This is a genomic window from Rhizobium sp. CNPSo 3670 (assembly GCF_057784555.1).
The window spans coordinates 176,154-190,644 of sequence record NZ_JBXSOL010000008.1; the positions used below are offsets into that span (position 1 = coordinate 176,154).

The following is a 14,491-nucleotide window of genomic DNA, read 5'->3' on the forward strand; positions in this document are numbered from 1 at the left end:
CCATTTCAGAGATATGCCGTTGTTTCGATTAGCTACATTTTCGTTGCAATTAATCAATTGCAAATCGCAATTATCTGGTGAAGTCGCCACCAGGCCTTTGACTTAAGGTGTAGATGGACGGGAATTTTCAAGGCACCTGAAATGCCTTAAGCTGACTTCGTTGCGGGAGGTGCCGGCGGCTTTTCGCCGGCGGAGGACTAATGCTTCCAGGCTGGGTCATATTCGCGTCTGCCTTCGGCTATCTGCTCCTGCTTTTCGCCGTGGCTAGCTACGGCGACCGCAAGAACCGCGGTCCGGGCGCGCTCGAAGGCGGATTGCCCGTCGTCTATGCGCTGAGTCTTGCGATCTATTGCACCTCCTGGACCTATTTCGGCAGTGTCGGGCTTGCCGCCCAACGCGGCCTGGAATTTGCCGGTATCTATATCGGCCCCATCCTCGTCTTCACCTTCGGCATGCCGCTGCTTCGCCGCATCATCGAGCTTGCCAAGGCGGAGAAGCTCACCTCCGTCGCCGATTTCGTTGCTGCGCGTTACGGCAAGAATCCGACGGTCGCGACGATCGTGGCGCTGATCTCGCTGATCGGCACCATTCCCTATATAGCCTTGCAGCTGAAAGCGATCTCGAGCACCGTCAGCGCGATGGTCAATCCGTCCGACTACGGCATCGGCAGCGGTAATCTCTATTTCCTCGACCTGCCGCTCATAGCCACCCTGGTGCTTGCCTGCTTCGCCATCATGTTCGGCACGCGGCATACGGATGCGACGGAACATCAGGACGGCCTCATCCTCGCCGTCTCGATGGAATCGGTCGTCAAGCTCGTCGCCTTCCTGACAGCCGGCGTCTGCGTCATCTGGTTTCTCTTCGATGGCCCGGCGGACCTCTGGAGCAAAACCGTCGAGAACGACCTAGTCATGTCGGCGCTTAGCTATCATACGCCGATCAGCCGCTGGATCACGCTGATCGTGCTGTCGGCCTTCGCGATCATCATGCTGCCGCGGCAATTCCACGTCACCGTCGTCGAAAACCGAACGGCAAAGCAGCTGAAACTCGCGGGCTTCCTGTTTCCCAGCTACCTCGTCGCCATCAATCTCTTCGTGCTCCCGGTGGCGATCGGGGGCCTCCTGACCTTCGGCGGCACTGGCAATGCCGACTTCTACATGCTGTCGCTGCCGCTTGCCGGCCAGATGCCGGTGGTTTCGCTCATCACCTTCATCGGCGGCTTCTCCGCCGCAACGGCAATGGTCATTGTCGATTCCGTGGCGCTGTCGATCATGGTGTCGAACGACATCATCATGCCGATCTTCCTTCGGCGCAAACTTGCCGGCCGCGCCGGCCAGCGCGACGATTTCGCCAAGACGCTGCTCAACATCCGCCGCAGCGCCATCTTCGCCGTGCTGCTGTTCGGCTATGCCTATTACCGCTCGACCGGCAGCACCGCCGGGCTCGCCTCGATCGGCTTGCTGTCCTTTGCGGCGATCGCGCAGATTGCGCCTGCGCTGTTCGGTGGGCTGATCTGGCGGCGGGCAAATGCGCGCGGCGCCATCCTCGGCCTGACCTCCGGCTTCACCATTTGGGTCTATCTGTTGTTCCTGCCGTCGCTCGGCGGTCCCGACTATTCCTATGTGGCGAGCGCCGTGCTCGGCTTCATCTTTCCGGGCGCGACGCTGTTTACCGCGCCCGACGCCGACCCGCTGGTCAATGCGACCGTCATGAGCCTGCTCGTCAACACGGCCTTCTTCATCGTCGGCTCGCTCACCCGCAATGCCCGACCGCTGGAGCGCATCCAGGCCGGCATCTTCGTCAAGCGGCATTCGCGATCGCAGTTTGCGACACGCGGCTGGAAGACCCGCATCAGCGTCGGCGATCTCAAGGCGGCGATCTCGCGTTATCTCGGCGAAGAGCGCATGCAGCGCTCGTTCACGACCTATGAGCAAAGTTCCGGCCGCAAGCTGGAGGACGAACAGCAGGCCGATATGGCGCTGATCCATTTCAGCGAACAGTTGCTCGGCAGCGCCATCGGCTCGTCCTCGGCAAGGCTGGTGCTATCGCTGATTCTGCAGAAGATCGAGGACGCCTCGTCCGACACCGCATGGCTGCTCGACCAGGCAAGCGAAGCGCTGCAATATAACCAGGACATGCTGCAGACGGCGCTGTCGCAGATGGATCAGGGCATTGCCGTCTTCGACAGTTCCAACCGGCTGACGATCTGGAACCGACGCTTCCGCCAACTGCTTGAGCTGCCCGAGAGTGCCGGCCAAGTCGGCTTTCCCCTGTCGGAGATCGTTACCACACTCAGCCAGCGCGGGGACATCGCGCCCGGCGATCTCAACCAGACGGTGCGGCATTTCCTGACGCTCGACAAACCCTTCGCGCTGGTGCTCGGCGGCGGCGAGCGGATCATCGAGGTGCGCTCCAACGCCATGCCCGATAAGGGCATCGTCGCCACCTTCACCGATATCACCCAGCGCGTCAGCGCCGACCAGGCATTGAAGCAGGCGAATGAAACGCTGGAGCAGCGCGTCGCCGAACGGACGGCGGAACTCACCCGCGTCAACCGCGAACTTGCCGAGGCGCGGGCGGCCGCCGACGAGGCGAATATCGGCAAGACCCGCTTCTTCGCCGCCGCCGGCCACGACATTCTGCAGCCGCTCAACGCCGCCCGGCTCTATTCCTCGGCGCTGGTCGAGCGCATGGCGCAATCCGACAACAGCCCGATCGTGCGCAACATCGATTCGGCACTGGAATCGGTCGAAACCATCCTAGGCGCGGTGCTCGACATCTCCAGGCTCGATACCGGCGCCATGCGGCCGCGGCTCGCTTCGGTCGCGCTTTCCGACCTCCTGGAGCGAATCGAGACCGATTTTGCGCCGATCGCCCGTGAGAAACAGCTGAAGCTGGTGGTCATGCCGACATCGCTCAGGGTCCGCTCAGACCCGAACCTCCTGCGCCGCCTGGTGCAGAACCTCGTTTCCAACGCCATAAAATACACGATCACCGGCAAGGTGCTGGTCGGGGCGCGGCGGCGCGGGAACCAGGTGATCATTCAGGTGATCGATTCCGGCATCGGTATTCCGCCATCGAAATTCCGCACCGTGTTCAAGGAATTCGCGCGGCTGGATGAAGGCGCCAAGACTGCCTCCGGCCTCGGGCTCGGCCTTTCGATCGTCGACCGCATCGCCCGCGTGCTCAACCATCCGGTCGAGCTGCTCTCGACGCATGGCAGGGGCACTGAATTTCGCATCTCCATGCCGCTCGACGTCTCACGCCCGGCCGAGGCTGCGGCAGCCGTCGCCCCCGCCGACCGCCCGGGGCAGCCGCTCAAGGGACTGAAAATCCTCTGCATCGACAACGAGCCGAAGATCCTCGAAGGCATGCGGTTGCTGCTCAGCGGCTGGGGCTGCGAGGTGACGGCGCTTGATTGCCTTGCCGAGGTGATCGCCATGGACGGCCGGGATGGGCCGCCGGATCTTGCCATCGCCGACTATCATCTCGACGACGGCACCGGCCTTGCCGCAATCCTGCATCTGCGCCGGCAGTTCGGCATCGACATCCCCGCCTTGCTTGTTACTGCCGACCGCACGCCTGAAGTGCGCAGCGAGGCGGAGCGGCACGATATCGCCGTTCAGCACAAACCGGTACGGCCGGCGGCGCTGCGCGCCTATATCACCCAGATATCCGGCCTCAAACGCGCGGCTGCGGAATAGCCGGCAAGCTCAGCCGGCCGGGCTGATGACGCGAGAGACGAGATCGCGTACCCGCGCAGTATCCGGCACCTCGCCAAACAGGATGCGGTACATGATCGGCGCCACAACCTGATCCATCACAAGATCGACGTCCGGGAAGGTTTCGCCCCGCGCCTTTGCCCTGTCGGCGATGACGACGATCTGCTGTCGCGTATATTCGCAGCATTTGCAGGCATTGGCGCCGGCCTGCGCCGCCAACACGTCGCGGATCATCTCGCGGCCCGGCCCGGAGGACATTTCATCGGCATATTGCTCGGCCCAGGCCTGAAGATCGGCCGTGCCGCTGCCGGCGTCGACCGGCTGCATATCTGGCCGCAGCCGCTCGACGGCGACATCGGCGAGAAGCTCCTGCAGGTCGCCCCAGCGGCGATAGATGGTCGACGGCGTCACGCCTGCCCTGGCGGCGATCAGCGGGATCGTCACCTCGGCGCGGTTCATCTCGGCCAACAGATCGCGTGCCGCCTTGTGCACCGACGCCTGGACCCGGGCGCTTCTGCCGCCCGGACGGAGATTCTCTTTCACTGCCATGCCTGCAACCCGACCTTCATCCTGACATCGATGGTTCAAAATCTTTGACAGGAGCATAAACGCAAATAATTTGCCTTTGCGGCGCATCCACCCTACATCGAGCTAACGCAACAGGTTAGCTTTAAGGGGTTTATATATGTTCGCCGCAGCCAAATCCACAGAGAATGCGCCGCGCCCCTCGATCAGTTTCCATGCGCTGACGCTCGCCACCTTCTTCGGCGCCTCCTCGGTGCCGACGCCGCTCTACCGGATCTATCAGGAGAATTTCGCGATCTCGCCGGTGCTGATCACCGTTATTTTCGCCGTCTATGCCTTCGCGCTCTTGGCGGCGCTGCTGACAGCCGGCTCGATCTCAGATCATCTCGGCCGCAGGCCGGTAATCTTTTCCGCCCTGCTGCTCGAAATCGTCGCCATGATCCTATTCGTCGTCGCCAGCGGCCCCGGCTGGCTGATCGCGGCGCGGATCGTCCAGGGCATTGCCACCGGCATCGCCGGCGCCTCTCTCGGAGCAGCCCTTGTCGATGTCGACCGGGCGAAGGGACAGATCGTCAATTCGATCGCGCCGCTTTCCGGCATGGCGCTGGGTGCGGTCGGCACCAGCGCCCTGATTCAGTACGGCCCCTTCCCGATGCATCTCGTCTATGCGCTGCTGCTCGTCGCCTTCGCGTTGCAGGCGGCCGCCATCTGGCTGATCCCCGAGAGCGGCGGCACGCGCCCCGGCGTTGTCGGCTCGCTGGTCCCGCGCGTTTCCATTCCGCCGCAGGCGAGGCGGCCGCTCTCGCTGGTGACGCCGATCAATATCGCCAATTGGACGGTCGGCGGTTTCTACCTTTCGCTGGTCCCCTCCCTAGTCGCTACCACGACCGGCAGCGCCGCACCGCTGACGGGCGGAGCAGTCGTCGCGGCTTTGACGGCGAGCGGCGCGATCGCCGTCTATCTCAGGCGCGGCAGGACGGCCACGGCCAATCTCGGCTTCGGCGTATCGGCAAAGACGCTCGGCATCCTGACGGTCGTCGCCGGCGTGCATCTCGCCAATGTGCCGCTGCTGTTGATCGGCACTATTCTTACCGGCGCCGGTTTCGGCACCAATTTCCTGGGCTCGCTCGGCAGCATCATGCCGCTTGCCAAAGCGGACGAGCGGGCCGGACTGCTGTCGGCCTTCTACGTGCAGAGCTACCTCGCCTTCAGCCTGCCGGCGATATTGGCAGGCTTCCTGGCGAAATCCGCCGGCTATCAAGTGACGACGGACATTTATGCGACGGCGATCCTGCTGTTGCTGGGCGTCGGCATCGTGGCCCTTCGCGCCGGCCGAGGAAAGACTGCGGAGAATGCGGCCTAATTCCGGAGGGAGTGTTCACGGCTGCAGATCCAGCAGTGCCCGGCCGCTGCCATCCATGGCGAAAGGCACCGAGGCGTGCTGGTGGGCGACCAGCCAGCGGCCATCCTGCTTGACGAGGCCGAGGGTCTGACGGAACCAGAGATCGACTTCGGTGCCATCGGTCTTCGTCCCGGTCATCCGCGTGAGGCCACTCCAGAAAGCGACACCCTCGCCGACCGTCAGTTTGGCATCGCGCACCTCGCCGCCAATCGGGCCTTCCCAGGTGTCGAACCAGGCCTGCAGGCCTGCCTTGTCCTTGCCGTTGATGACCAGCGGCGGCGCCAGGGAAAATTCCACGGAATCTTCGGCCTCGTAGGAAAGCGCCTCCTCGGCGTTCTTTTCCCCCAGCGCCTTGGCCCGCATCATCAGCATGGCGATGACCGCCTCTTCCTCGTGCCTAACATTTGCTTCGTCGTTCACGGCCGTTCTCCTTTTCCGCTATGGACAGAGGACGAGCGGCAGGAGAACGATCCGACAATGATGCATTTCACTCTCGGCAATTTCGGATGCAAGATCGCTGCGTTCCACCGGAATTACTTCAGAGATAACTCGTCACTGCGGGCTCGTTCCACCAGGCATCGTGCCTGCCATCGGCGTAACGAACCGGCAGCCCCGCCAGTTCCTCCGGCGTGATATTATCCAGGCAGGCGATGTTGATCGAGACATAGGCGCCGCCGATCGCCTCGACATAACCGTCGCCATAGGCGGGGACGCCGCAGGTGCGGCAGAAGCGGTGATGGCCGCTCATCGTGTTGAACTGGTAATCGGATGTCTCCGCCGGGTCGGACATCAATCGGAAATCCTCGGGCTTGACGTGAGCGCCCCAATAGCGCCGCTTGGCACAGATCGAGCAATTGCAGCGGCCGGTGCCGGCTTCGAGGTCGATATCCACCTCGTAGTGCACTTTGCCACAATGGCAGCTTCCCTTGTAAGTCTTCTTCATGGCGATCTCCCCATCGGCGTTGCCTTCAGCATGTCAGTATGACAATGTGTTGTCATTATGAATGAGATACAGAATAGACAACATGTTGTCAAACAGAATCGGCCGGAGCGAACGTTGGAAGCGGATGCCTTTTCCGCTTTCGCGATCACGGCCCTGCGTCTGGCCGCTCACCTGACGGCGGCCGGCGACCGGTTGGCGAAGCCTGCAGGACAGACCAGTGCGCGCTGGCAGGTGCTCGCCGCGGCAAGGCGCGGCGACCTGTCGGTGGCGCAGATCGCCCGCGCGCTCGGCCTCGCTCGTCAGGGCGTTCAGCGGCTGACCGACGTGCTGGAGAGCGAAGGGCTGATCGCCTATGCCGACAACCCGCAGCATCAGCGCGCCAAGCTGGTGCGACTGACGGCGGACGGGGCGGCACGGCTGGGGGCGATCGAGGTGGCGCAGGCCGGATGGGCAAACAAGCTCGGCGCCGGGTTTACCTCAGCCGAGCTCGATGTGGCGCGGGCTGTCATGGCGCGGGCAATGGAGGCGATGGAGGTGGACGAGGCGTCCGGCAGTTGAGCAATTCGCCCCGCGGTGATGCGCCCGCCGTGGACTGAAAACGAAAAAAGGCCGGGCTAACCCGACCTTCCCTGCCATCTCGACGAACCGTGCCAGTACATCCGTGGTCACGATCCGGAGATGATATTCAAGCCGCGGAGGCTCAGGCCGCCTGGAGGCGGTCTGCCGACATCTTGCCGGACTTGTTGTCGCGGACGAGATCGTAGGACAGCTTCTGGCCATCCTTGAGGTCACGCATGCCGGCGCGTTCAACGGCCGAGATGTGGACGAAAACGTCGGCAGCGCCGTCGTCCGGCTGAATGAAGCCGAAGCCCTTGGTTGCGTTGAACCACTTTACGGTACCTGTGTTCATGACGATATCCTTTCGACTCGCTCATAGAAGATTGCAGCCCGGAAATACCGAACGGCGATGAAAACCGATTTTGGAGGAAGGTCGCCAGGAACGACGCAAGCGCCGTTTCAAAGTTCATCTAGCAAGATCGATGTGCAGGGGTGTAATCGGAAATTGTGTCCGCGGCAAGGCGTCGGCAAGGAAAAGTGGAGTTCGGCGAACTGGAGAAAGCGCGGGATTCTTTGCGCCGTGACCCGGCATCCCTCTGCCCTGCCCGGCAGAGGGTGGCTACGTTTGGCGGAAAACGATAGCAAAAACAGGTTACGCCGCCGCCTTCGCCCCTGCATAGGGATCGAACCGCCCATAAAATGTCTCACCCTTGGCGTCCATATCCTTCAACAGTGGCGTCGGCTTGAAATGCTCTCCGTAAGCCGACGCTAACTTTTCCGCCAGTTCCACGAATGCCTTTACGCCCATCCCATCGATATAGCTCAGCGCCCCGCCGGTGTAGGGCGCGAAGCCAAAGCCGAGGATCGAGCCGACATCGGCTTCGCGCGGATCTGTGACGATGCCTTCCTCGACCGTCCGGGCGGCTTCGAGCGCGATGGTGACGAGGAAACGTCGCTTGAGGATGGCGACGTCCACCTCGTCCGGGCTTTTCTGCGGATAGAAGCTCTTCAGCTCAGGCCAGAGCGACTTCTTCGCCGGTTTCGGCGGATAGTCATAGAAGCCCTTGGAATTCTTGCGGCCGAAGCGTCCTTCCTTTTCGACCATGCGGGAGATCAGCTCCATGTGCCTGGGATCGACAGCCCTTTCGCCGAGATCGGCGACCGTCGCCTTGAGGATCTTCAGCGAAAGGTCGATCGCCACCTCGTCGTTCAAAGCCAGCGGCCCCACAGGCATGCCGGCCATCTTGGCGGCATTCTCGATCATGGCGGGCGGCACGCCCTCGATCAGCATGTCGTAGCTTTCAGACATGTAGCGCAGCACGCAGCGATTGACGAAGAAGCCGCGGGTGTCGTTGACGACGATCGGCGTCTTCTTGATCGCCGCGACATAATCGAGCGCCACGGCGAGCGCCTTGTCGCCGGTTTCGCCTCCGAGGATCACCTCCGTCAGCATCATCTTTTCGACCGGCGAGAAGAAGTGAATGCCGATGAAGTCGGCGGGGCGTTTCGAATTCTTCGCAAGGCCCGTGATCGGCAGCGTCGAGGTATTGGAGGCGAAGATCGCGCCCTCGGGCAGCGCTGCTTCGACCGCCTCGATAACAGCCTTCTTGACTTCGCGATCCTCGAACACGGCCTCGATGACGAGGTCGGCATTGGCGAGATCGGCGTAATCGGCCGACGGCGAGATGCGGGAAAGAAGGGCTGCCGCTTCGTCCTGCGTCAGCCTTCCCTTACCGATCGAATCCTTAACGAGCCCTTCGGAGACGGCCTTGCCCTTGGCGGCCGCTTCCATATCGCGGTCGATCAGGGTCACCGGAATGCCGGCGGCGGCGGTGACATAGGCGATCGAGGCGCCCATGAAGCCGGCGCCGACGACGCCGACATGTTTCAGCTCCGTCTTCGGGATACCGGCCGGGCGGCGTGCGCCCTTGCCGAGCTCCTGCATGGAGATGAACAAAGAGCGGATCATCGAGAAAGCTTCCCGGGTCTGCAGCACCTCCGTGAAATAACGCTGCTCAATCTTCAGACCGGTGTCGAACGGCACCTGCAGGCCTTCATAGACGCATTTCAGGATGGCGAGCGCTGCCGGATAATTGCCCGACGTCTCGCGGCGCAGGATCGCCGGCGCGGCCGGCCAGAGCTGCGCGGAGGCCGGCGTCCAGATGCCGCCGCCCGGCAGCTTGAAGCCTTTCTCGTCCCACGGCGCGACCGGCTTCAGTCCATCCCTGATCATCTGCTTGGCGGCGGGGATCAGCTGATCCGGCTCGACCACCTGATGCACGAGGTTCATTGCCTTGGCGCGCGAGCCGCTCAGCGACTGGCCTGTCGTCATCATCTGCAGCGCGTCCTGGGCGTTTGCGAGCCGCGGCACGCGCTGGGTCCCGCCGGCGCCGGGGAAGATGCCGACCTTGACCTCGGGCAGCGCGATCTTGACACTCTTGGCATTGGAAGCGACGCGGCCGTGGCAGGCAAGCGACAGTTCGAAGGCGCCGCCCATGCAGGTGCCGTTGATTGCCGACACCCAGGGCTTGCCGGAGGTTTCGAGCTTGCGGAAGAGGCCGCTCATCCGGCCGACCAGACCAAACAGCGTCTGCACCGCCGTCTCGGGGCTCTTGGCTTTCTCCTCCTGGTAGGAGCTGAACATCGACTTGATCATCGAAAGATCAGCGCCGCCGGAGAAGGAGGATTTGCCTGAGGTGAATACGACGCCCTTGACGGCGACGTCAGCGGTCGTCGCGTCGATGATGGCGTTGAGCTCCTCCATCACCTCGGCGGTGAAGACATTCATCGATTTGCCGGGCATGTCCCAGGTGACGAGAGCGATGCCGTCGGCGTCGGTTTCGACCGTGAAATTGGTGTAGCTGCTCATTGGGAATTCCTCTCCCTGAATTCTATTGCGGTGAAGCCCCTCCCCTTGTGGAGAGGGTCGCGATCCCATCAAACGCGTTCGATAACCGTTGCCGTGCCCATGCCGGCGCCGATGCAGAGCGTCACCAGCGCGGTGTTGAGGTCGCGGCGTTCAAGCTCGTCCAGCACGGTTCCGAGGATCATCGCGCCGGTGGCGCCGAGCGGATGGCCCATGGCGATGGCACCGCCATTGACGTTGATGCTGTCGTGATCGATGTCGAAGGCCTGGATGTAGCGCAGCACCACGGCGGCGAAGGCTTCGTTCAGCTCAAAGAGGTCGATGTCCGACAGGTTCATGCCGGTCCGCTTCAACAGCTTTTCGGTCACGTCGACGGGGCCGGTCAACATCAGCGCCGGATCGGAGCCGATATTGGCGAAAGCCTTGATGCGGCCACGCGGCTTCAGCCCCATGCTCTCACCGCCAGCCTTCGATCCCAAGAGCACCGCAGCGGCGCCATCGACGATGCCGGAGGAATTGCCGGCATGGTGGACGTAGTTGATCCGCTCGATCTCGGGATGGGCCTGGATGCCGACGGCTTCGAAGCCACCCATCTCGCCCGGCATCTGGAAGGAGGGGTTGAGAGAGGCAAGCGCCTGCATATCGGTGCCGGGGCGCATGTGCTCGTCCTTATCCAGGATCGTCAGGCCATTCTGATCCTTGACCGGGATCACCGACTTGTCGAACCAGCCCTGCTGCCAGGCATGGGCGGCGCGCTTCTGGCTCTCGACGGCGTAGGCATCGACATCGGTTCTGCTGAAGCCGTATTTGGTGGCGATGAGATCGGCCGAGACGCCCTGCGGCATAAAATAGGCCGGGAAATTCACTGACGGATCCATGAACCAGGCGCCGCCCGACATGCCCAGGCCGACGCGCGACATGCTTTCCACACCGCCTGCGATGACGATGTCGTCGGCGCCCTGGGCGATCTTGCCGGCGGCGAAATTGACGGCATCGAGGCCGGAGGCGCAGAAGCGAGAGATCTGCATGCCGGGCGCACGGGTGGAATAACCGGCTTCGAAGGCGGCAGCCTTGGGGATGACGGCGCCGGCATCCATGACAGGGTCGACGCAGCCCATGATGATGTCGTCGACGGTTGTCGTATCGAGCCCGTTGCGGTCGCGGATCGCTTCCAGCGTCTTGGCGGCGAGGCGGACGGAAGGCACCTCATGCAGGGCGCCGTCCTTCTTGCCGCGTCCGCGCGGCGTGCGGACGTGATCGTAAATGAAAACCTCGGTCATTGTCTCGTCTCCCTGATGGCGCAGACGCGCCTTTGAATTCTGCGAAGACCAAATAGCCCTTCGTTTTAAGCTCAGGGCGTTCGGCGTTCGAAACGATTCACCGGATCGTTTCGTCGGCTGCGCCGACCGCTTTCTCACCCCCAACCCTCCCCACAAGGGGGAGGGAGAACCGGCTCAAAACGCTTCCGCGGCCAGCGCCATCATCGTGTCGGCGCCGGCTTCGATGCGGGCCTTGCGAAGGGCGGTTTCCGGCATGATCCGCTCCATGAAGAATTTCGCCGTGGTCAGCTTGTTCTTCAGGTAATCCTCGCGGGCGGCATCGCCCGAGGCAAGGCCGTCCTCGGCGGCTTTCGCCATCTTCGCCCACATATAGCCGAGAACGACGAGACCGAAGAGATGCATGTAATCGGTCGAACCGGCGCCGGCATTGTCGGGCTTGGCCATGGCGTTCTGCATGAACCACATGGTCGCGGCCTGGACGTCGTTCAAGCCCTTCTTCAGGTGCTTGGTGAAGAAGGAGAGCTTTTCGTCGCTGCGGTTCTCCTCGCAGAAATCGCCGATTTCCTTGAACAGCGCCATGGCGGCACGGCCGCCGTTGAGCGCGAGCTTGCGCCCGACGAGATCGAGCGCCTGAATGCCGTTGGCGCCTTCGTAGATCATGGCGATGCGGGCATCGCGCACATACTGGCTCATGCCGTGCTCTTCGATATAGCCGTGGCCGCCGAAGACCTGCTGGGCCATGACGGCGTGGTCGAAGCCCCTGTCGGTCATCACACCCTTGAGGATCGGGGTGACGAGGCCGAGAATGTCATCGGCGGTCTGGCGCTCCTTCTCGTCGGTGGCGCGGTGGGCGATATCGGACTTCAGCGCGGTCCAGAGCAGAAAGGCGCGGCCGGCCTCGTTGAAGGCGCGAATGGTCATCAGAGTCCGGCGGATATCGGGATGGACGATGATCGGATCGGCCTTCTTATCCGGCGCCTTGACGCCGGAGAGCGAGCGGCCCTGGATGCGGTCGCGGGCATAATTCGCGGCATTCTGATAGGCGATTTCGGAAATGGCGATGCCCTGCAGGCCGACCATCAGACGCGCCTCGTTCATCATCACGAACATGGCATTGAGGCCGCGGTTTTCGGCGCCAATCAGGAAGCCGGTCGCCTCGTCGTAATTCATGACGCAGGTGGCGTTGCCGTGGATGCCCATCTTGTGCTCGATCGCACCGCAGGACACGGCATTGCGGTCGCCAAGAGCGCCGTCCTTGCCGACCAGGTATTTCGGGACGATGAAAAGCGAGATGCCCTTGGTGCCCTCGGGGGCCCCCTCGATGCGAGCCAGAACCAGATGAACGATGTTGTCGGTCAGATCGTGCTCGCCGGCAGAGATGAAGATCTTCTGGCCTGAAATTTTGTAGCTGCCGTCGTTCTGCGGCACCGCCCGGGTGCGCAGCATGCCGAGATCGGTGCCGCAATGCGGCTCGGTCAGGTTCATGGTGCCGGACCATGAACCGTCGACCATCTTCGGCAGATAGGTTTCCTTCTGCTCCTGCGTGCCATGGACGAGGATCGCGGCGATCGCACCCTGCGTCAGGCCCGGATACATCATCAGCGACATGTTGGCGGCGGAGGTATATTCGCCGACGGCGGCATGCAGCGTATAGGGAAGCCCCTGGCCGCCGAATTCTTCCGGCACGGCAAGGCCGATCCAGCCGCCTTCGCGATAGGCATTATAGGCTTCCTTGAAGCCCTTCGGCGTCGAGACACTGGCGTCGTCCTGACGTCTGCAGCCTTCCTGGTCGCCGGAATAATTGATCGGAAAAAGAACTTCTTCGGCCACCTTGGCGGCCTCGCCGAGGATCGCCTCGATCATATCGGGCGTCGCATCGGCGAACCCGGGAAGATTGTTGTAGCGTTCGAGGCCCAGCACGTCGTTCAAAACGAAAAGCGTATCGTTCACCGGGGCCTTGTAGACTGGCATCTCTCAATTTCCTCCCATTCGGATAGCCGGATCGCGCCGGCCTTGGTCATCGTCTTACAAAATATTGACGTTTGCGTAAACGTCAAACTCTTCCTCTCGATCGCCTTTTCATGAAAAATTCGAGAGGGCGAATCCGCAAGCCGTCGATGCGGAGGCAGGAGACGCCATCTCATCTTCCTTGTCCATTCGGGAATGGCGTATAAGCGCAAGCGTCTTTCACTATGCATCAGGTGGGCCGGCATGATCAGTTTCGAGGCGATAAGGCAGCGTGCGGAAGAGCGAAAAGGCGGTGCGGCCGCGCTGCAGGCAATGCTCGAGAAGCACCAGCCGGATCACGACCGGCTGCGCGCCATGCCGGACGACCGCATTCTGGCCGACATGACCCGCCGCATCTTCTACAGCGGCTTCGTGCAGAAGGTGATCGATGCGAAATGGCCGGGCTTCGAGGCGGCGTTTTCCGGCTTCGATCCGGCGGCGCTGAATATCGCGCCCGACGATTACTGGCATGAGCTGACATCGGACGAGCGGATCATCCGCAACGGCGCGAAGATCATGTCGGTTCGCGCCAATGCCGCCTTCGTCAGAGAACTGGCGAGCGAACATGGCAGCGTCGGCGCCTTCTTCGCCGACTGGCCGCGGGAGGACCAGATCGGCCTCCTCGAGCTGATGAGCAAACGCGGCAGCCGGCTCGGCGGCATGACCGCCCAGTATTTCCTGCGCGGCATCGGCCGCGACAGCTTCGTCGCCACGCTCGACGTGCTCGCCTGCCTGAGATCGGCCGGCGTGCCGCTCTCCTCCTCCGGCACGACGAAGAAGGACCAGCAGCTGATCCAGCAGGCCTTCAACGACTGGGCCGCCGAGACCGGCCTTTCCTTCATCCACCTCTCGCGCATCAGCGCCTATTCGATCGATGCCGCGCACTGAAATTCCGGCCTGGCGATGTCTATCCGATCCGGCGAATTTAACGGCAATTGCCGCCTAAAGAAGCCTTTCGGCTGCAAACGTTAAAAAATTCTCATCTATCTTAACGGCTTGTTTACCACGTTTCGTGAAAGGTGCGGATTGAGCCGTAGTGATCCGCATTCCTTTTTCCAGTCCCGCGTTCCTAAAGAATGCCGCTACATCGTTCAGCCTGAGGAAAGTCTAATTGACTATCTTCTTATGGATGATGCGCTCCGGTCCGCGTGAAGACGTGGGCAGCAGACGAAGAAGCCACGGATCGAG

11 protein-coding genes are annotated in these 14,491 nt (G+C 62.3%); 4 read left to right on the plus strand and 7 right to left on the minus strand.

Features of this window, described 5'->3' with window-relative positions; genetic code table 11:
• Nucleotides 1–200 precede the first annotated feature (200 nt).
• Nucleotides 201–3,704, plus strand: a complete 3,504-nt coding sequence (locus AC13QO_RS10890; RefSeq protein WP_488540639.1) for a PAS domain-containing hybrid sensor histidine kinase/response regulator — start codon at nucleotides 201–203, stop codon at nucleotides 3,702–3,704.
• Nucleotides 3,705–3,713: 9 nt separating this feature from the next.
• Here the strand turns inward: AC13QO_RS10890 and AC13QO_RS10895 are convergent, their stop codons facing one another.
• Complete coding sequence (locus AC13QO_RS10895) at nucleotides 3,714–4,271, minus strand: TetR/AcrR family transcriptional regulator (protein ID WP_488540640.1); 558 nt, start codon at nucleotides 4,269–4,271, stop codon at nucleotides 3,714–3,716.
• 136 nt (nucleotides 4,272–4,407) lie between these two features.
• Between AC13QO_RS10895 and AC13QO_RS10900 the strand changes: the two genes are divergently transcribed.
• Nucleotides 4,408–5,610: an MFS transporter gene (locus AC13QO_RS10900; RefSeq protein ID WP_488540641.1), complete on the plus strand. Its 1,203-nt coding sequence runs from the start codon at nucleotides 4,408–4,410 to the stop codon at nucleotides 5,608–5,610.
• Between the two features lie 15 nt (nucleotides 5,611–5,625).
• On the opposite strand, the gene AC13QO_RS10905 is transcribed toward AC13QO_RS10900, so the two are convergent.
• Complete coding sequence (locus AC13QO_RS10905; RefSeq protein WP_285193366.1) at nucleotides 5,626–6,069, minus strand: YybH family protein; 444 nt, start codon at nucleotides 6,067–6,069, stop codon at nucleotides 5,626–5,628.
• Between the two features lie 118 nt (nucleotides 6,070–6,187).
• A complete protein-coding gene (locus AC13QO_RS10910; RefSeq protein WP_488540642.1) occupies nucleotides 6,188–6,592 on the minus strand; it encodes a GFA family protein in 405 nt (134 codons plus the stop codon).
• A gap of 57 nt (nucleotides 6,593–6,649) precedes the next feature.
• On the opposite strand from AC13QO_RS10910, the gene AC13QO_RS10915 reads away from it, so the two are divergent.
• Nucleotides 6,650–7,150, plus strand: a complete 501-nt coding sequence (locus AC13QO_RS10915; protein WP_488540643.1) for a MarR family winged helix-turn-helix transcriptional regulator — start codon at nucleotides 6,650–6,652, stop codon at nucleotides 7,148–7,150.
• Nucleotides 7,151–7,292: 142 nt separating this feature from the next.
• Here AC13QO_RS10915 and AC13QO_RS10920 read toward each other — a convergent pair whose 3' ends face one another.
• From AC13QO_RS10920 to AC13QO_RS10935, 4 genes are all read right to left on the minus strand, one after another.
• Nucleotides 7,293–7,502, minus strand: coding sequence for a cold-shock protein (locus AC13QO_RS10920; protein WP_011423929.1), 210 nt, complete (start codon nucleotides 7,500–7,502; stop codon nucleotides 7,293–7,295).
• A 300-nt stretch (nucleotides 7,503–7,802) separates the two neighbouring features.
• Nucleotides 7,803–10,019 carry an FAD-dependent oxidoreductase gene (locus AC13QO_RS10925; RefSeq protein WP_488540644.1) on the minus strand — a complete coding sequence of 739 codons (2,217 nt, stop codon included), beginning with the start codon at nucleotides 10,017–10,019 and terminating at the stop codon, nucleotides 7,803–7,805.
• A gap of 68 nt (nucleotides 10,020–10,087) precedes the next feature.
• Complete coding sequence (locus AC13QO_RS10930) at nucleotides 10,088–11,296, minus strand: acetyl-CoA C-acetyltransferase (RefSeq protein ID WP_488540645.1); 1,209 nt, start codon at nucleotides 11,294–11,296, stop codon at nucleotides 10,088–10,090.
• Nucleotides 11,297–11,470: 174 nt separating this feature from the next.
• The gene (locus tag AC13QO_RS10935; RefSeq protein WP_488540646.1) at nucleotides 11,471–13,267 is read right to left on the minus strand and encodes an acyl-CoA dehydrogenase C-terminal domain-containing protein; all 1,797 of its coding nucleotides are present in this window, start codon (nucleotides 13,265–13,267) and stop codon (nucleotides 11,471–11,473) included.
• Between the two features lie 240 nt (nucleotides 13,268–13,507).
• Between AC13QO_RS10935 and AC13QO_RS10940 the strand changes: the two genes are divergently transcribed.
• Nucleotides 13,508–14,191 (plus strand): DNA-3-methyladenine glycosylase I, encoded by a 684-nt coding sequence (locus tag AC13QO_RS10940; RefSeq protein WP_085776854.1) that lies wholly within the window; start codon nucleotides 13,508–13,510, stop codon nucleotides 14,189–14,191.
• The last annotated feature ends 300 nt before the right edge of the window (nucleotides 14,192–14,491 follow it).

What these genes read in the sequence shown, in the direction of transcription:
- AC13QO_RS10895 (WP_488540640.1), bottom strand. Translation starts at nt 4,271, where the DNA reads ATGGCAGTGAAAGAGAATCTCCGTCCGGGCGGCAGAAGCGCCCGGGTC.
- AC13QO_RS10920 (WP_011423929.1), bottom strand. Translation starts at nt 7,502, where the DNA reads ATGAACACAGGTACCGTAAAGTGGTTCAACGCAACCAAGGGCTTCGGC.
- AC13QO_RS10925 (WP_488540644.1), bottom strand. Translation starts at nt 10,019, where the DNA reads ATGAGCAGCTACACCAATTTCACGGTCGAAACCGACGCCGACGGCATC.
- AC13QO_RS10910 (WP_488540642.1), bottom strand. Translation starts at nt 6,592, where the DNA reads ATGAAGAAGACTTACAAGGGAAGCTGCCATTGTGGCAAAGTGCACTAC.
- AC13QO_RS10890 (WP_488540639.1), top strand. Translation starts at nt 201, where the DNA reads ATGCTTCCAGGCTGGGTCATATTCGCGTCTGCCTTCGGCTATCTGCTC.
- AC13QO_RS10930 (WP_488540645.1), bottom strand. Translation starts at nt 11,296, where the DNA reads ATGACCGAGGTTTTCATTTACGATCACGTCCGCACGCCGCGCGGACGC.
- AC13QO_RS10940 (WP_085776854.1), top strand. Translation starts at nt 13,508, where the DNA reads ATGATCAGTTTCGAGGCGATAAGGCAGCGTGCGGAAGAGCGAAAAGGC.
- AC13QO_RS10915 (WP_488540643.1), top strand. Translation starts at nt 6,650, where the DNA reads ATGAATGAGATACAGAATAGACAACATGTTGTCAAACAGAATCGGCCG.
- AC13QO_RS10935 (WP_488540646.1), bottom strand. Translation starts at nt 13,267, where the DNA reads ATGCCAGTCTACAAGGCCCCGGTGAACGATACGCTTTTCGTTTTGAAC.
- AC13QO_RS10900 (WP_488540641.1), top strand. Translation starts at nt 4,408, where the DNA reads ATGTTCGCCGCAGCCAAATCCACAGAGAATGCGCCGCGCCCCTCGATC.